This window comes from Stenotrophomonas maltophilia group sp. RY12688 (assembly GCF_052149045.1).
Classification (GTDB): Bacteria; Pseudomonadota; Gammaproteobacteria; order Xanthomonadales; family Xanthomonadaceae; genus Stenotrophomonas; species Stenotrophomonas sepilia.
The window spans coordinates 570,104-586,162 of sequence record NZ_CP197389.1 but is presented as its reverse complement, the minus strand read 5'-3'; the positions used below and the strand labels follow the sequence as shown (position 1 = coordinate 586,162).

14 protein-coding genes are annotated in these 16,059 nt (G+C 68.2%); 7 read left to right on the top strand and 7 right to left on the bottom strand.

Features of this window, described 5'->3' with window-relative positions; genetic code table 11:
* Window positions 1-687: 687 nt before the first annotated feature.
* Entirely contained in the window at window positions 688-2,787 is a 2,100-nt protein-coding gene (locus ACS0OT_RS02680; RefSeq protein WP_164230468.1) for a glycosyl hydrolase family 18 protein, read from the top strand.
* Window positions 2,788-2,897: 110 nt separating this feature from the next.
* Here ACS0OT_RS02680 and ACS0OT_RS02675 read toward each other — a convergent pair whose 3' ends face one another.
* Together ACS0OT_RS02675 and xerD are read right to left on the bottom strand one after the other, a co-directional pair.
* Entirely contained in the window at window positions 2,898-3,683 is a 786-nt protein-coding gene (locus tag ACS0OT_RS02675) for a thioredoxin fold domain-containing protein (protein WP_053500398.1), read from the bottom strand.
* A 100-nt stretch (window positions 3,684-3,783) separates the two neighbouring features.
* The gene (gene xerD, locus ACS0OT_RS02670; protein WP_005415216.1) at window positions 3,784-4,761 is read right to left on the bottom strand and encodes a site-specific tyrosine recombinase XerD; all 978 of its coding nucleotides are present in this window, start codon (window positions 4,759-4,761) and stop codon (window positions 3,784-3,786) included.
* A 56-nt stretch (window positions 4,762-4,817) separates the two neighbouring features.
* On the opposite strand from xerD, the gene ACS0OT_RS02665 reads away from it, so the two are divergent.
* Window positions 4,818-5,309: an RDD family protein gene (locus ACS0OT_RS02665; RefSeq protein WP_065179146.1), complete on the top strand. Its 492-nt coding sequence runs from the start codon at window positions 4,818-4,820 to the stop codon at window positions 5,307-5,309.
* A 90-nt stretch (window positions 5,310-5,399) separates the two neighbouring features.
* On the opposite strand, the gene lptG is transcribed toward ACS0OT_RS02665, so the two are convergent.
* Window positions 5,400-6,506 (bottom strand): LPS export ABC transporter permease LptG, encoded by a 1,107-nt coding sequence (gene lptG, locus ACS0OT_RS02660; protein ID WP_049414332.1) that lies wholly within the window; start codon window positions 6,504-6,506, stop codon window positions 5,400-5,402.
* Window positions 6,503-7,585 carry an LPS export ABC transporter permease LptF gene (gene lptF, locus ACS0OT_RS02655; RefSeq protein WP_065179144.1) on the bottom strand — a complete coding sequence of 361 codons (1,083 nt, stop codon included), beginning with the start codon at window positions 7,583-7,585 and terminating at the stop codon, window positions 6,503-6,505. Before lptF ends, lptG begins: the two co-directional genes overlap by 4 nt.
* A gap of 104 nt (window positions 7,586-7,689) precedes the next feature.
* On the opposite strand from lptF, the gene ACS0OT_RS02650 reads away from it, so the two are divergent.
* The 4 genes from ACS0OT_RS02650 to ACS0OT_RS02635 all read left to right on the top strand — a co-directional run bounded on the left by ACS0OT_RS02650 (window position 7,690) and on the right by ACS0OT_RS02635 (window position 13,532).
* Window positions 7,690-9,168 (top strand): leucyl aminopeptidase, encoded by a 1,479-nt coding sequence (locus ACS0OT_RS02650; RefSeq protein WP_262089853.1) that lies wholly within the window; start codon window positions 7,690-7,692, stop codon window positions 9,166-9,168.
* An 82-nt stretch (window positions 9,169-9,250) separates the two neighbouring features.
* On the top strand, window positions 9,251-9,676 hold the full coding sequence (locus ACS0OT_RS02645; RefSeq protein ID WP_005415211.1) for a DNA polymerase III subunit chi: 426 nt from the start codon (window positions 9,251-9,253) through the stop codon (window positions 9,674-9,676).
* Window positions 9,677-9,748: 72 nt separating this feature from the next.
* A complete protein-coding gene (locus ACS0OT_RS02640) occupies window positions 9,749-12,577 on the top strand; it encodes a valine--tRNA ligase (protein ID WP_164230470.1) in 2,829 nt (942 codons plus the stop codon).
* A gap of 133 nt (window positions 12,578-12,710) precedes the next feature.
* Window positions 12,711-13,532, top strand: a complete 822-nt coding sequence (locus ACS0OT_RS02635) for an EamA family transporter (RefSeq protein ID WP_005415209.1) — start codon at window positions 12,711-12,713, stop codon at window positions 13,530-13,532.
* A 142-nt stretch (window positions 13,533-13,674) separates the two neighbouring features.
* On the opposite strand, the gene rimI is transcribed toward ACS0OT_RS02635, so the two are convergent.
* Genes rimI through pssA form a run of 3 tightly spaced genes read right to left on the bottom strand, consistent with a single transcriptional unit; the run spans window position 13,675 to window position 15,451 of the window.
* A complete protein-coding gene (gene rimI / locus ACS0OT_RS02630; protein ID WP_005415208.1) occupies window positions 13,675-14,172 on the bottom strand; it encodes a ribosomal protein S18-alanine N-acetyltransferase in 498 nt (165 codons plus the stop codon).
* Window positions 14,169-14,678 (bottom strand): hypothetical protein, encoded by a 510-nt coding sequence (locus ACS0OT_RS02625; RefSeq protein ID WP_005415207.1) that lies wholly within the window; start codon window positions 14,676-14,678, stop codon window positions 14,169-14,171. Before ACS0OT_RS02625 ends, rimI begins: the two co-directional genes overlap by 4 nt.
* On the bottom strand, window positions 14,675-15,451 hold the full coding sequence (pssA, locus tag ACS0OT_RS02620) for a CDP-diacylglycerol--serine O-phosphatidyltransferase (protein WP_005415206.1): 777 nt from the start codon (window positions 15,449-15,451) through the stop codon (window positions 14,675-14,677). Before pssA ends, ACS0OT_RS02625 begins: the two co-directional genes overlap by 4 nt.
* Before the next feature lie 80 nt (window positions 15,452-15,531).
* Here pssA and ACS0OT_RS02615 point away from each other — a divergent pair, with 80 nt between their 5' ends.
* Window positions 15,532-15,909, top strand: coding sequence for a DUF4124 domain-containing protein (locus ACS0OT_RS02615; RefSeq protein ID WP_065196267.1), 378 nt, complete (start codon window positions 15,532-15,534; stop codon window positions 15,907-15,909).
* Window positions 15,910-16,059 lie beyond the last annotated feature (150 nt).

Genomic DNA, 16,059 nt, shown 5'->3' with positions numbered 1-16,059 from the left:
AGCTGGCTTCTGTGAGCTTGCGGGGCGGTGGGAGCCAGCAGGACACGCCGTAAACCCATCCATGGGGGCTCGATGGCGCCATCCATGGCGCCAACGGTCCTGCTGGCTCCCACCACCCCGCCCCGACAGTTTCCCGCGATCTGCGGCCATGCGTGGACGCTTCCCGGTAGTGCCGGCCGCTGGCCGGCAACCAGGAAATGTCAGAAATCAGGCATTGAAGAGCGCAGCGACCGGCTTTTGCCTTTGTTTTTTTCTTCTGTCTTTCGTGGCTGGCCGCGCAGGAACCTGTCCGTGGCCGGGCGGGTGGGCTGCGCAGGGGCGTGAGCCGCATGGATGCGGCGACCGAGCTTACATGGACGTACTTGCAGCGCCCCCTGCGCAGCCCAGCCGCCCGGCCAACCCCCAGAAATCCGCTGTTCGCGGCAAGCCCCAGCCACGAGGGGGCTCCGCCGATGGCCGCCGACTGCGCGCCAGCGCCGCTTTCCGCCCAAATCGCCGAACCATGCGCTTGCTCACGGATTGACCACGCGATTGATGACAACGTTGTCCCCACCTGGTGCCGGACTCTCTCCCCGGCCTCCCAGGTGCCTCCGTCCGGCCCCTCCGTCGCCTTCCCGGGCGATGCCCGGACCTGCGTCACGCGCGGCGCCATCGGGGCCCGCGCGCCCTTTGATCGGAGACTCACCCATGTACGACCCGATTGTGCGCAGTGCCGAACGTTCGACCCGAAGCTGTCGTCCCCGCCATCTGGCCTGGCTGCTTGCCCTGGCCGCCGGCAGCGCCGCCCTGCCCGGCCTGGCGCAGGCTGCCAGCTGTGCCGGCGTGGCCCAGTGGGACCAGGCCAAGATCTACCGGGCCGGCGATACCCTGCAGAAAGGAGGCGTCCTCTATCGGGCGAACCAGGACATCTGGAACGCGCCACCGGACCATCCGGCCGGTGCGCCCTACTACACCAACCTCGGTGCCTGCGATGGCAGCGGCACCAACCAGCCGCCGGTGGTCAGCCTGACCTCGCCGGCCAACGGCGCCACCTTCAGCGCCGGCAGCACGGTCAACGTGACCGCCACCGCCAGCGATCCGGACGGCAGCGTCGCCAAGGTCGAATTCTTCCGCGACGGCAGCACGCTCGGCGTGGCCACCAGTGCGCCGTATGCAGCCAGCTGGACCAATGCCAGCGCCGGCAGCCATACCCTGCGCGCGGTGGCCACTGACAACAACAATGCCACCGCCAGCACGGCGACGGTCACCATCACCGTCAACGCCGCCAGCGGCGACACCACCGCGCCGAGCGTGCCCGGCGGGCTGGCGGCCGGAACGCGCACTGCCAACAGCATCGCGCTCAGCTGGAGCCCATCCACCGACAACACCGGTGGCAGTGGCCTGGCCGGCTATGACGTGTACCGTAACGGAAGCCTGGTCGGTTCGCCGTCCAGTGCCAGCTATGTGGATGGGGGGCTGACCGCATCGACCACCTACCGTTACCGCGTGCGGGCGCGCGACAACGCCGGCAACGCGTCGGCGCAGGGCACCGAGATCAGCGCCACCACGCTGGCCGGTGACGGTGGCACCACCGGCAAGCGGGTCATCGGTTACTTCACGCAGTGGGGCATCTACGGCCGCAACTACCGGGTCAAGAACATCGACAGCAGCGGTTCGGCGGCGCGCCTGACCCACATCAACTACGCGTTCGGCAACGTGCGCAACAACCGCTGCGAAGTCGGCATCACCCAGCCGTCGGATCCGAACAGCGGTGCCGGTGGCGATGCCTTCGCCGACTACACCAAGGCCTTCAGTGCCGCCGAGAGTGTCAGCGGCAGCGCCGATACCTGGGACCAGCCGCTGCGCGGCAACTGGAACCAGCTCAAGCAGCTCAAGGCCAAGTACCCGAACCTGAAGGTACTGATCTCGCTGGGTGGCTGGACCTGGTCGCGCGGCTTCTCCAGCGCGGCGCGCCCGGAAAACCGCCAGGCCTTCGTTGCCTCGTGCATCGACGCCTACATCAAGGGCAACCTGCCGGTGACCGACGGTGCCGGCGGCGCCGGTGCGGCGCTGGGCGTGTTCGACGGCATCGACATCGACTGGGAATACCCGGTGGCCTGCGGCATCGAATGCGGCAAGCCGGAAGACAACGCCAACTTCACCGCGCTGATGGCCGAGTTCCGCCGCCAGCTCGATGCGGTGCGTCCGGGCCTGTTGCTGACGGTGGCGGTGGGTGCCGGCATCGACAAGATCCGCGTCACAGATCCGGCGGCGTACCACCCGTACCTGGACTACATCAACGTGATGACCTACGACTTCCACGGCGCGTGGGATGCGAAGACCAATCACCAGTCGGCGCTGTTCGATTCGCCGAATGATCCGTCCACCGGCGACCAGAAGCTGTACAACAGCAACGACGCCATCGAGGCCTTCATCAGCCGTGGCGTGCCCGCCGCCAAGCTCAACCTGGGCATCGGCTACTACGGGCGTGGCTGGACCGGCGTGGCCAATGCCAACAACGGCCTGTACCAGACCGCCAGCGGTGCCGCCCCGGGCACGTATGAAGCCGGCATCGAGGACTGGAAGGTGCTGAAGAACCTGGCGTGGCCGGGCTACACCGACAACACCGCCGGTGCCACCTGGATCTACAACGGCAGCACGCTGTGGAGCTTCGACACCCCGGCCAACATCACCCGCAAGATGGGTTACGTGAAGACCCAGGGCCTGGGCGGCGCGTTCGTCTGGGAGTTCAGCGGTGACGATGCGCAGGGCACGCTGACCAAGGCAGTCAGTGATGGCCTGAAATAAGGGAAAAGCCGGGGGCGCATTTTGCGCCCCCGGCCTCTGATCTGTGGAGCCGAGCCCATGCTCGGCTGATGTTTCCGCAGTCGAGCATGGCTCGACTCCACAATTCTGCGTCAGCGCTTGGCCGACAGCTTCTCCAACGCCGCACGCAGCTGTGCCGGCGGCAGGTAGCCCCCCAGCTGGGTGCCGTCCGGCGCGAAGATCGCCGGCGTACCATTCACGCCCAGCTGCTGGCCCAGCGCGTACTGCATCGCCACCGGATTGGTGCAGTTCCTGGCGGGAACGTTGCCGCCGCGCTTGGCGTTGGTCAGCGCCTGGCGACGATCCGCTGCACACCAGACCGAAATCATGTCGGTGTAGTCCTTGCTGCCCAGGCCCATGCGCGGGAACGCCAGGTACTCGACGGTGATGCCGTTGCGGTTGAGCTCGGCGATGTCCTGGTGCAGCTTGCGGCAGTAACCACACTCGATGTCGGTGAACACGCTGATGGTGTACTTGGCGTTCGGCGCGGCGAACACGATGCGATCGCCGTGATTGGCCTTGGCCAGCAGGCCGCGGCGATAGCCGAGCAGGCCTTCGCTGTTGGCCGGGCCCTTGGCGCGGGTGTCGTAGGGCTGAGACTGGAACAGGTAGCGGCCGTCATCGGACACATACAGAAGCTGGCCTGAAACGACGACCTCGCGGAAGCCGGGGAACGGCGCGGCGCCAATGTAGTCCACCTGGAAACCGGGGTTCAACGCGGTCAATGCGGCGCGTACCGCCTGGTCGGCCGGCGCATTCGCGGCCGGATTGGCCTTGGCCGCAGCGGCGGCGGGTGCCTTGGCGGCCGGCGGAGCCGGCTGGGCGCAGGCGGTCAGGCTGAGCGCACCGAACACGGCGGCGATGGCAAATCGGAGCATGGAGCGGTCCGCGACAGAAGAAGACCCCGGATTCTGACACAGCCGCCGGTACCGGGCAGCGACGCCCGGCAGCGCCCCGGGCAGCGATTCAGCCCGGCACTCAGCCACGCGGATGGTGGCGGGCGTGCAGCTTCTGCAGGTGCTCGCGCGCTACCAGGGTGTAGATCTGGGTGGTCGACAATGAACTGTGGCCGAGCAGCATCTGCAGCGCGCGCAGGTCGGCACCGCGGTTGAGCAGATGGGTGGCGAAGCTGTGCCGCAGCCCATGCGGGCTGATCCGCGCCGGGTCGATGCCGGCCACCTGTGCGTGGCGCTTGACCAGATGCCAGAACGCCTGCCGGGTCAGCGCATGCAGCGTCGGTTCAATGAACAACGGGGCCTGCCCATCCGCCAGGGCATGCACCTTGCCCTTGCCGACCAGCTGCGGGCGCGACTGCTGCAGGTAGCGCTCCAGCCAGTGCTGGGATTCCTCTCCCAGCGGCACCAGCCGTTCCTTGCTGCCCTTGCCGGTGACCCGCAGCACGCCCTGGCGCAGGTTGACCGCCGTCGCGGGCAGCAGCACCAGTTCACTCACGCGCAGGCCCGCGGCATACATCAGTTCCAGCATGGCGCGATCGCGCAGGCCCAATGGGCTGTCGACGTCCGGGGCCGCCAGCAGCGCATCGATCTGGCTCTCGGCCAGCGCCTTGGGCAGCAGCCGTGGCAACTTCGGCGGGTCCAGCAGCGCGCTGGGATCCTCGCTGCGTTCGCCGCGGCGCACGCCATCGGCGAAGAACGCCCGCAACGCCGACAGCAGGCGCGCGTTGCTGCGCGGTGACCAGCCATGCCGGGTGCGCCAGGCCAGATAATCGAACAGCCCAGGACGCTCGATGCCGGCCAGGCCACCGTCGCGCCCATCCATCCAGCGCGCCAGCCCTTCCAGGTCACGCCGGTAACTGTCGAGGGTGGCACGGGCCAGGCCGTTCTCGGCCCAGATCGCATCGAGGAAGCGCTGGATGCGCACGCCGTCGTCGGCGCGAAGCTCGGGCAGTTGCTGGACCAGCTGGCGGCGTTCTGCGGGGGTGGAGACAAGGGCCATGCGTGCAGGATACGAGGGCCACTGCGGGCACGGCCAGCTTTGCGTATGCTCGGCGCATGTCCCGCCCTGCCACCGACACGGCCCCTGCGGCCGCTACCGAAATGCCCCGCCCACGTGCCTTGTTGGCCTGGCGCGTGCTGGCGATGGTCTACGACGCACTGCCGGTGCTGGCGCTGTGGATGCTGGCCGGCACGCTGTTCACCCTCGCCTACACCTTCAGCGGCCACGCGCAACGCGAGAACATCGCGCCGTTCAGTGCCTGGCAGTGGCTGCTTTGGGCGGTGTGCTGGGCGATCACGGGCTGGTACGCGACGGCCAGCTGGCGCCGCGGTGGACAGACCCTGGGCATGCGCCCGTGGCGGCTGACAGTGCGATCAATCGATGGCACGCCGTTGCGGCGCGGCCAGTTGTGGCTGCGCTTTGCGGTGGGCACGCTGTCCCTGCTGCTGGGCGGACTGGGATTCTGGTGGGCGTGGGTCGACCGCCAACGCCTGACCTGGCACGACCGCGCCAGCGGTACCCGCCTGGTGCGGATGCCGAAACGGTAAGGCGCTGTCTGTAGCGCCGAGCCCGTGCTCGGCTGCTTTCCGCACTGTACGTGACAGCCGAGCACAGGCTCGGCTCTACAACAATCAGAATCAGCCCGACTTGCGCCGGAACAGAAGTCCGGATACCGCCAGCATCACGATCGGCGGCAACGCGTAGGCAATGCGGTAATCGAACTTCAGCGCGCCGGCCATGCGGCCGAAGAACAGCTGCAGCAGCCAGAAGCCCAATGCGAACAGGATGCCCAGGAACAAGCGCTTGCCCATGCCGCCGCTGCGCAGCGATCCGAACGCGAACGGCACCGCCGCCAGGCACAGGGCCAGCACGTTCACCGGATAGAACCAGCGGCTCCAGTACACATCCTCGAAATCGCGCGCGTCCAGCCCGTTGCGTTCGCGGTAGGCAATGCTGGTGCTCAGCTCGGACACGCTGAGGTTGCGCGGCTTGGCGATACCGGTCGCCAGCGCGGCCGGGTCCAACTTCGAGTTCCAGGGCTCACGTGCCACTTCCTGACGGGTTGCCGAGCGCTCGCCAAAGGTGTCGCGGCGCACGCCGGTCAACACCCAGCCGTCCTTGTCGTGCTCGGCGGTGGCGGCATGGGTCAACGAGGCGATCTTGCCGTCTTCGGCGACCCGGTACAGGCGCACATCACGCAGGATCAGCCGCGTGCCCTTGTCGCCCACCAGCTGCTCCTCGCCGCTCTGCGCATTGAGGAAGGTGTCGCCTTCGCGTGCCCACAGCCCCGAGTAACGGGTAGTGGCAATATCCCGCCCCCATTTGGCGCTGGATTTCAGCGCATCGGCACGGTCCTGGCCCCAGGGGCCCAGCGTCTCGGCGCTGAGCACCATCACCGCGGTCAGCAGCGACAGCGCAATCGCCACCGACACGCTCAGGCGCTTACGCGACAGGCCCAGTGCACGCAGTGCGGTCAGCTCCGAGGTCGCGGCCAGCTGGCCCAGGCCCATCAGTGCGCCGATCACCGCGGCCGTCGGGAACATCGTGTAGGCGCGGCGCGGCACGGTGTACAGCACCCACGCGGCGGCATGGCCCAGGGTGTAGCCGTTCTTGCCGATGTCCTTGAACTCGCCGGAGAAGGCCATCACCACGTCCAGGCCCACCAGCACCGCCCAGGTCAGCAGCACGGTGGTGAACACCGACCGGCCCAGGTACAGGTCGAAACGCATCGGGCGCAGCCTCATGCGCGGGCTCCCTTCGGGCGGGCCAGGCGGCCATCACGTACATACATCCAGATCGCCAGCGCCAGCAGCGGCAGGGTCAACCACCACAGGCCGAGCGCGGGCGGAATCTTGCCGTTGGCAATCCAGCCGCTGCCGATGAACATCAGGTTGGTGCCCACCATGTAGGCCAGCAGGGCCAGCATCATGCGTCCATAGCGCTGCTGGCGCGGCGAGCTGCGGCCCAGCGGCACGGTCAGCAGGGCGAACGCCAGCGCGATCAGCGGCGGTGCCAGCCGGCGATGCAGCTGCGCCTGCGCCTGCGGCCGTGCATCACCGACCAACTGCAGGGTCGGCATCAGTTCCGGGTCGTCCTCGGTGCGGGTCTGTGCGCCATCGGGCAGGGCCACGTCGTTGCGGGCGAAGGTCGCCAGCCGGTAATCCAGCCCAGCGGCCACCGGGCCTTCCACCTGGTGGCCATCATCCAGCTCCAGGAAACGCTGGCGGGTGCCCTCGAAGTACATGCGGCCACTGTTGGCCGACACCACTTCCAGGCGATCGTCCTTCTGCCGCTGCAGGAACACCTTGCCCAGCTCGGTGCCGTCAGGCGAGATCGAGGACAGGTAGACCACGCCGCCATTGGGCAGCGGCGTGAACCGGCCCGGCTCCAGGCCGGCCATCAGCACGCTGCGGTTGGCCTCGATGATCATCTGCTCGGCCACCCGGCCTGCCCACGGGCCCAGCCACAGCGAGCAGGCGCCGACCAGCAGCACCACCGGCACCACCAGCATCAGCAGCGGTCGCAGCAGTCGCTTGGGGCCAACACCAATGGCGGTGATGACCGCCATTTCCGAGTCGCGGTACAGCCGCGCCACGGCCAGCAGCAGGCCCAGCATCAATGCCAGCGGCAGGATCAGCGGCAGGTAGGCGATGAACTGCAGGCCCAGCTGGGAGAACAGCAGCTTGGCCGGCAGGCGTCCGTCGGCGATGTTGCCGAGGATGTCCACCAGCACGCCGCCCACGCTGACCACCAGCAGGACGATCAGGGTAGCCAGGAAACTCTGGACGAAATCGCCCAGCAGGTATCGGTCGAGCTTCAGCATGGGGCGGTGGTTTAAACTCTGGGGTTCGTTCGCGGTGCCGCCCAGTCTACTGTCTGGGCGTAAACGGCCTGCGATTGTACGGACTCGCCAATGGAATCTGCTCAATGGCCCTCGAATTCACCCTGAACCACGTTGCTCCGGCCGCTGCCACCGTTGATTGCCTGGTGGTCGGCGCGTATGCCGACCATACCCTGACCCCGGCCGCGCAGGCCCTGGATGCCGCCAGCGGTGGCCGCCTGGCGGCGCTGGCCGAGCGTGGCGACCTGTCCGGCAAGACCGGCGCAACCACCCTGCTGCACGACCTGCCGGGCGTGACCGCCCCGCGCGTGCTGGTGGTCGGCCTCGGTGAAGCCGCCCGTTTCGGCGTGCCGCAGTACCTGAAGGCCATGGGCGACGCCGTGCGCGCGCTGAAGGCCGGTGCTGCCCGCAGCGCACTGTTCACCCTGTCCGAAGTGGCGGTGAAGGACCGCGACGCGGCCTGGGCGATCCGTCAGGCGGTGATCGCCGCCGATCACGCCGCCTACCGCTATACCGCCACCCTGGGCAAGAAGAAGGCCGACGACGCCGGTCTGACCCAGCTGGCCATCGCCGGTGACGACGCGCAGGCGCTGGCTCAGGGCCAGGCCATTGCCGCCGGCGTCGAGTTCGCCCGTGAGCTGGGCAACCTGCCGCCGAACTACTGCACCCCGGCCTATCTGGCCGACGTGGGCGTGAAGTTCGCCGGCGAGCACGAGGGTGCCGAAGCCGAGATCCTCGACGAGCACCAGATGGAAGCGCTGGGCATGGGCTCACTGCTGGCCGTGGCCCGTGGCTCGGCCAACCGCCCGCGCCTGGTCGTGCTGAAGTGGACCGGTGCAGGCGACGCCAAGCCCTATGTGCTGGTCGGCAAGGGCATCACCTTCGATACCGGTGGCGTCAACCTGAAGACCCAGGGCGGCATCGAGGAAATGAAGTACGACATGTGCGGTGGCGCCAACGTCATCGGCACCTTCGTCGCTGCGGTCAAGGCCAAGCTGCCGCTGAACCTCGTCGTGGTGGTCCCGGCGGTGGAGAACGCCATCGATGGCAATGCCTACCGTCCGTCCGACGTGATCACCTCGATGTCGGGCAAGACCATCGAAGTCGGCAACACCGACGCCGAAGGCCGCCTGATCCTGTGCGACGCGCTGACCTACGCACAGCGCTTCGAGCCGGCCGCGCTGGTCGACGTCGCCACCCTGACCGGTGCCTGCATGGTCGCCCTCGGCCACCAGACCGCCGGCCTGATGAGCAAGCACGACGACCTGGCCAATGAACTGCTGGCCGCCGGCGAGCATGTGTTCGACCGCGCCTGGCGCCTGCCGCTGTGGGACGAGTACCAGCCGATGCTGGATTCGACCTTCGCCGACGTCTACAACATCGGCGGCCGCTGGGCCGGCGCGATCACCGCGGGCTGCTTCCTGTCGCGCTTCACCGAAGGCCAGCGCTGGGCCCATCTGGACATCGCCGGCGTGGCCAGCGATGAAGGCAAGCGTGGCATGGCCACCGGCCGCCCGGTCGGCCTGCTGAGCCAGTGGCTGCTGGACCAGGCCGCCCGCGCCTGATGCCGTACCCGCCCCTGGCCGGCAGACGCCGGCCGGGGCCTCGCCCGGCACTGCCGGGCCCCTGCCTGACCCGGACCCTGCCATGCCCCGCGCCGACTTCTACCTGATCGCCAAGCCCCGCTTCCTGACCGAGCCGCTGCGCCTGGTCTGTGAGCTGGCGCGCAAGGCCAACGACGCCGGGTTGTTCACCCTGGTGCTGGCCCGTGACCAGGCCCAGGCCGAGGAGCTGGACGAGCTGCTGTGGGCCTTCGACAACGACGCCTACATCCCGCACCAGATCGCCGGCGAAGACATGGACGAGGAAGAGGCCCTGGTACTGATCGCGGTACCCGGCACCGAGGCACCGGCGCGTCCGCTGGTGATCAACCTGCGCGACGAGCCCTGGCTGGGCCAGTGCGAGCGCGTGCTGGAAGTGGTGCCGGCCGATCCGGAAGCGCGCGAACCGCTGCGCGAGCGCTGGCGCCAGTACAAGGCCGCCGGTTACGACCTGAACAAGCATGACATGTGAGCGCGCCCCGGCCCCCTTGATGGGCCGCCGCCGCGCCCTGATCCTTCAACGATTACCTCCTGGTTCCCCCGCATGACCCAACTCGCCTCCAGCTACGACCCGAAGTCCTTCGAGACCGACCTCTACGAGGCCTGGGAGAAGGCCGGCCACTTCAAGCCGTCCGGCACGGGCGAGCCGTATACCATCCTGCTGCCGCCGCCGAACGTGACCGGCACCCTGCACATGGGCCACGCCTTCCAGCAGACCCTGATGGACGCGCTGGTGCGCTACCACCGCATGCGCGGCTACGACACGCTGTGGCAGGTCGGTACCGACCACGCCGGCATCGCCACCGAAATGGTGGTCAGCCGCAACCTGGCGCTGGAAGGCAAGGGCGAGACCCGCGATTCGCTGGGCCGCGAGGGCTTCATCGGCAAGGTCTGGGAGTGGAAGCAGCAGTCCGGCGACACCATCGAACGCCAGATGCGTCGCCTTGGCACCTCCGCCGACTGGTCGCGCAGCACCTTCACCATGGACCCGCAGCCGTCGGCGGCAGTCAATGAAGCCTTCGTGCGCTGGTACGAGCAGGGCCTGATCTACCGCGGCCAGCGCCTGGTGAACTGGGACCCGGTGCTGAAGACCGCCATTTCCGACTTGGAAGTGGAGAGCGCCGAGGAAGACGGCTTCCTGTGGTCGATCGCCTACACGCTGGACGAAGGCCTGAGCTACGAGCACGTCGAGCGCGATGCCGACGGCGTGGAAACGCTGCGCGAAACCCGCGACTACCTGGTCGTCGCCACCACCCGCCCCGAAACGCTGCTGGGCGATACCGCGGTGATGGTGCATCCGGAGGACGAGCGCTATGCGCACCTGATCGGCAAGAGCGTGGTGCTGCCGCTGACTGGCCGCCGCGTGCCGGTGATCGCCGACGACTACGTGGACCGCGCGTTCGGCACCGGCGTGGTCAAGGTCACCCCGGCGCATGATTTCAACGACTACGAAGTGGGCGTGCGCCACAGCCTGCCGATGATCAACCTGTTCACCCCGGTGGCGGCGCTGAACGAAAACGCGCCGGAACGCTTCCAGGGCCTGGACCGCTATGAAGCGCGCAAGGCCGTGCTGGCCGAACTGGAAGACCTGGGCATCCTGGTCGAGACCAAGGCGCACAAGCTGCAGGTGCCGCGCGGCGACCGTACCGGCCAGGTGATCGAGCCGTACCTGACCGACCAGTGGTTCGTGAAGATGGACGACCTGGCCAAGCGTGGCCTGGAACTGGTCGAGGACGGAAGCATTTCCTTCGTGCCGCCGAACTGGATCAACACCTACCGCCACTGGATGAACAACATCCAGGACTGGTGCATCAGCCGCCAGCTGTGGTGGGGCCACCGTATCCCGGCGTGGTTCGATGCCGCCACCGGCAACTGCTACGTCGGTCGCAGCGAAGAGGACGTGCGCGCGAAGCACAACCTGGGCAGCGACGTGGTGCTGAACCAGGAAAGCGACGTGCTGGAGACCTGGTTCTCCTCGCAGCTGTGGCCGTTCTCCACCCTGGGCTGGCCGAATGAGCAGGCCATGGCCGAGCGCGGCTTCGACCGCTACCTGCCATCGTCGGTGCTGATCACCGGCTTCGACATCATCTTCTTCTGGGTGGCGCGCATGATCATGGCCACCGACAACCTGGTCGGGAAGATCCCGTTCAAGGACGTCTACTTCACCGGCCTGATCCGCGACGGCCAGGGCCAGAAGATGTCCAAGAGCAAGGGCAACGTGCTCGACCCGCTGGACATCATTGACGGCATCACCATCGACGACCTGGTCGCCAAGCGCACCGGCGGCCTGATGCAGCCGAAGATGGTCGAGAAGATCGAGAAGGCCACCCGCAAGGAATTCCCGGACGGCATCGCCGCCCACGGTGCCGATGCGTTGCGCTTCACCATCGCCGCGCTGGCCACCCATGGCCGCGACATCAAGTTCGACATGAACCGCGCCGAGGGCTACAAGAACTTCTGCAACAAGCTGTGGAACGCCAGCCGCTTCGCCCTGATGAACACCGAAGGCGCTGCGTTCACCGGCGTGCCCAAGCCGCGCACCGATGCCGAGCGCTGGATCCTCGCGCGCCTGGCCGCCACCACCGCCGAAGCTCAGGGCCATTTCGCCGCGTATCGCTTCGACCTGCTGGCGCAGTGCCTGTACGAGTTCGCCTGGAACGCGTTCTGCGACTGGTTCCTGGAGCTGAGCAAGCCGGCCTTGAACGGTGCCGACGCGGCTGATGCCGAAAGCACCCGCCACACCCTGCTGTACGTGCTGGAAGCGCTGCTGCGCCTGCTGCACCCGCTCACGCCGTTCATCACCGAACAGCTGTGGCAGCAGCTGGCCCCGCGCCTGGGCCTGGCCGAAACCACGCTGTCGCTGCGCCCGTACCCGACCGCCGCCGAATTCGCCGGTGATTTCGCCCAGGCCGAGGCCGACGTGGAATGGCTGAAGGCGGTGATCAGCGCGGTGCGTCGCGTGCGCAGCGAACTGAACGTCGCACCGTCCAAGCAGGTGCCGCTGCGCCTGCAGGCCGGCCTGGCGCAGGACCGCGTGCGCATCGAACGCTTCAGCACCTCGCTGTCGTTCCTGCTGAAGCTGGACAGCATCCAGTGGCTGGCCGAAGGCGAAAGCGCACCGCCGGCGGCCGCCGCGATCGTGGGCGAGCTGAAGCTGCTGGTGCCGCTGGAAGGCCTGGTCGATCTCGATGCCGAGCGCGTGCGCCTGGACAAGGAAATCGCTCGCGTCGAAGCCGAAAAGGAGAAGAGCGAGACCAAGCTGGCCAAGTTCACCGACAAGGTGCCGCCGGCCGTGGTCGAGCAGGAACGCGTGCGCCTGGCCGACTGGAACACCCAGCTGGCCGGCCTGCGCGAACAGCGCGCGAAGCTGTAACGCCGCGCTCTGGTGCGTGCCAACCAAGGTTGGCGCCTACCACGCCGGGAGAGGTTGGCACCCACCCAAGCGGAATCGGAAACGCCGGGCGATGCCCGGCGTTTCCATTTCCGCCGCATGGCATCATCGCCGGATGCCTCTTTCGATCTTCCTGCTGGTTCTCGCCGCTGCGGCACTGCATGCCAGCTGGAATGCGATCGTCAAGCGCGGGCCGGACAAGTTCCTCGGCACCGTGCTGGTCACCGGCAGCGCCGCGCTGCTGTCGGCCGCCGCCCTGCCCTTCCTGCCTTTTCCCGCCGCGCACAGCTGGCCCTGGCTGGGCGCATCGGTGCTGTTGCAGGTGACCTATTACGGGCTGGTCGCACGCTGTTACCAGCAGGTCGACATGAGCCTGGCCTACCCGCTGATGCGTGGCAGCGCGCCGATCCTGGTCGCACTGGCGGGCACCCTGCTCGGTGAACCATTGCCCGCTGCAGCGTGGCTGGGTGTGGTGCTGGTGAGCACCGGCATCCTGTGCATGGCAGTGGGTGCGCGTGGCGGCCAACTGCGCCTGCCGCTGCTGACCGCAGCGATGATCGCCACCTACACGCTGGTCGATGCGCAGGGTGCACGGCAGTCCGGCAGCGCGCTCAGCTACACGCTGTGGTTGTTCCTGCTGTCGGGCATTCCGCTGCCGCTGTGGGCGTTGTACACGCGCGGCGGCGCGGTACTGGACTATGCGCGGCAGCATTGGCCGCTGGGACTGGCCGGTGGCGTCGGCACCACCGCCTCCTATGCGATGGCGTTGTGGGCCATGACCCAGGCGCCGGTGGCGATGATCTCGGCGCTGCGCGAATCCTCGATCCTGTTCGCGCTGCTGATCTCGGTGTTCCTGCTGCGCGAACGGATACCACGCGCGCGCTGGCTGGCAGCGTCGCTCATCGTCGGTGGCGTGCTGGCGTTGCGCCTGGCGTGAGCAGAGCGTGCCAACCAAGGTTGGCACCTACCGGATATGCCATTGCACGCCTTGGTAGTAGCCGACCTTGGTCGGCGCATTGCTGCCAACCAAGGTTGGCGGCAACCGGTAGTGCCGGCCGCTGGCCGGCAACCCGTCTGCGTTAAAGCGGCGGCATCACCTGCAGGTCGCCGTCGACCAGCTCGATCGCCATCACCACCGCGTCCTCGCGGCCCTGTGCGGCCGGATAGTAACGCGGGCGGCGACCGATCTCGTTGAAGCCTTCGCTGTGGTACAGCGCCAGCGCCGGCGTGTTGGACGGACGCACCTCCAGGAAGACGCGCTGGGCACCACGGTCGGCGGCCAGTTGCACCATCGCGCGCAGCAGCTGGCGGCCCAGCCCGCGCGACTGTGCCAGCGGGTCGATGCAGATGTTGAGCACGTGCGCTTCATCCGCGGCGATGCTGAGCACGCCATAGCCGACCAGCAGGCCATCGCGCTCCATCGCCAGGCCGGGATAGCCGGCGCGCAGGCAGTCGATGAAAATGCCGCGGGTCCAGGGAAAAGGATAGCCCCGCAGCTCGATCGCCATCACGGCATTGAGGTCGCTCTCGCGCAGCGCACGCAGGCTGACCGGGCCGGGCCGGGTCACCGCGCTCACCGCGCACCCCGCTTGCGCAGGGCACGCAGCTGCGGCCACAGCGCACGCTTGGCGGCCGGGTCACGGCGCAGCTGGTCCAGCGGCCAGCTGTCCATCAGCACCTGCGTCGCCGGGTCGTTCGGGTTGCAGCCGGACGCGCGCAGCAGCGCGATCTGCAGGCGATCGGGCAGGCGTACCACCGGCTGTCGTGCGTTGCCGCTGGGCAGCGGGCGCTCAGCCGCCGGCACGGTATCCGGGGCACTGACCGGCGTTTCGCGGCGCGGCGGAGCCGGGCGTTCCGCGCGTACTGCGGTCGCCGTCGCGGCGCGGGCGTCGCGCGGCGGCACAGCGGCCCGCACCGGCTCCGGTTCCGGCGGGGCAACACTGGCCTCGGCTTCGGCCACGCTCAACTGCAATGCGGCATCCAGCTCGGCGGCCAGCTGGCCGTCGTGATAGACGGTATAGCCCATGGCCTGCAGCCAGGCCTGCTGGGCCGGCGACCACAGCACGGGCAGGTCCTGGCTCACGCGGCCTCGGGCTTCTTGCGCAGGCGCTGCACGGCCCACATCACCGGGCCGGACAGGGCGTACAGGATCCCGACCGCGAACAGCACGCGCGGCAGGTCGATCACCGCGATGGCAATGGCGACCGGCACCAGCGCCAGCACCAGGAACGGCACGCGATCCGAACGGGTGCCCTTGGCCGCGCCGCCCTTGAAGCTCCAGAAACGGATACGGCTGACCATCAGCAGCGCAGCGATGATCGTCACTGCCAGCGCCACGTAGCGCAGCTGGTTGCCATCCCAGCCCAGGTTGCCGTCGGCGAACGCCCAGACGAAGGACATCATCAGGCCCGCTGCGGCCGGGCTGGCCAGGCCAACGAACCAGCGCTTGTCGACCACCGCCACCTGCGTGTTGAAGCGGGCCAGGCGCAGTGCCGCGCAGGCCGCATACAGGAAGGCCACGGCCCAGCCGACGCGGCCGAGCAGCGGATCATCGAACTTCAGCCACGACAGCGACCAGTGGTACATCACCAGCGCCGGGGCCATGCCGAAGCTGACCAGGTCGGCCAGCGAGTCGTACTGCACGCCGAATTCGCTGCTGGTACCGGTCAGGCGCGCCACGCGCCCGTCCAGGCCATCCATCACCGCCGCCACGAACACGGCGATGCTGGCATTGACGAAATCCCCGTTGGCCGCGGCGATGATCGCGTAGAAACCGGCGAACAGGCCGGCGGTGGTGAACAGGTTGGGCAGCAGGTAAATCGTGCGCGAGCGCGGCGGCGGTGTGATCGGGTCCATGGAATCCAGTTTAATCGACTTGCCAGTGCTCGGCGCCAATGCTGCAATCGGCGTTCTACGCCCATTCCGTGGAGTTTGCCATGCGTGCCCTGTCCTGCCTTGGATGCCTGCTGCTGTTGGCCAGTGCCAACGCCGTGGCCGGTCCCGTCTACAAATGGAAGGACGCCCATGGCGTGACCCAGTACTCGGAGACCCCACCGGCGGGCAAGAAGTACGAGACCCGCGAGCAGGCCCGCACCCCGCAGGCCGCGGCCAGCACCGAGACCCCGGCCGCGCCGGTTCCCGAGCAGTGCAGCACGGCCCGGGCCAACCTGGCCCTGCTGGACGGCGGTGGCCAGGTGATGCAGGACACCGATGGTGATGGCAAGGCCGATACCCCGTTGACCCCGGAGCAGCACACCGCGCAGAAGGGGCTGGCGCAGGCCGCCATCAAGGCGTACTGCCCACCGGCCGGTTAAGGGTATCGGCAGGGCTGCGCCCTGCACCTGCCGAGGCTGCAAGCAACGGCAACGTCAAAAGCGGGCATTCCGTGGAATGCCGGGGCGGTGTCGGATTGCGGGGACGCCGCAATCCGACACCGCCCACCCCCGACAGATTTCCGGTGGCCA

Bases quoted from the DNA above. Each gene is read 5' to 3' on its own strand.
- ACS0OT_RS02675 (WP_053500398.1), bottom strand. From the start codon at position 3,683: ATGCTCCGATTTGCCATCGCCGCCGTGTTCGGTGCGCTCAGCCTGACC.
- ACS0OT_RS02615 (WP_065196267.1), top strand. From the start codon at position 15,532: ATGCGTGCCCTGTCCTGCCTTGGATGCCTGCTGCTGTTGGCCAGTGCC.
- ACS0OT_RS02645 (WP_005415211.1), top strand. From the start codon at position 9,251: ATGCCCCGCGCCGACTTCTACCTGATCGCCAAGCCCCGCTTCCTGACC.
- lptG (WP_049414332.1), bottom strand. From the start codon at position 6,506: ATGAGGCTGCGCCCGATGCGTTTCGACCTGTACCTGGGCCGGTCGGTG.
- ACS0OT_RS02640 (WP_164230470.1), top strand. From the start codon at position 9,749: ATGACCCAACTCGCCTCCAGCTACGACCCGAAGTCCTTCGAGACCGAC.
- ACS0OT_RS02635 (WP_005415209.1), top strand. From the start codon at position 12,711: ATGCCTCTTTCGATCTTCCTGCTGGTTCTCGCCGCTGCGGCACTGCAT.
- ACS0OT_RS02665 (WP_065179146.1), top strand. From the start codon at position 4,818: ATGTCCCGCCCTGCCACCGACACGGCCCCTGCGGCCGCTACCGAAATG.
- ACS0OT_RS02650 (WP_262089853.1), top strand. From the start codon at position 7,690: ATGGCCCTCGAATTCACCCTGAACCACGTTGCTCCGGCCGCTGCCACC.
- lptF (WP_065179144.1), bottom strand. From the start codon at position 7,585: ATGCTGAAGCTCGACCGATACCTGCTGGGCGATTTCGTCCAGAGTTTC.
- xerD (WP_005415216.1), bottom strand. From the start codon at position 4,761: ATGGCCCTTGTCTCCACCCCCGCAGAACGCCGCCAGCTGGTCCAGCAA.
- ACS0OT_RS02680 (WP_164230468.1), top strand. From the start codon at position 688: ATGTACGACCCGATTGTGCGCAGTGCCGAACGTTCGACCCGAAGCTGT.
- pssA (WP_005415206.1), bottom strand. From the start codon at position 15,451: ATGGACCCGATCACACCGCCGCCGCGCTCGCGCACGATTTACCTGCTG.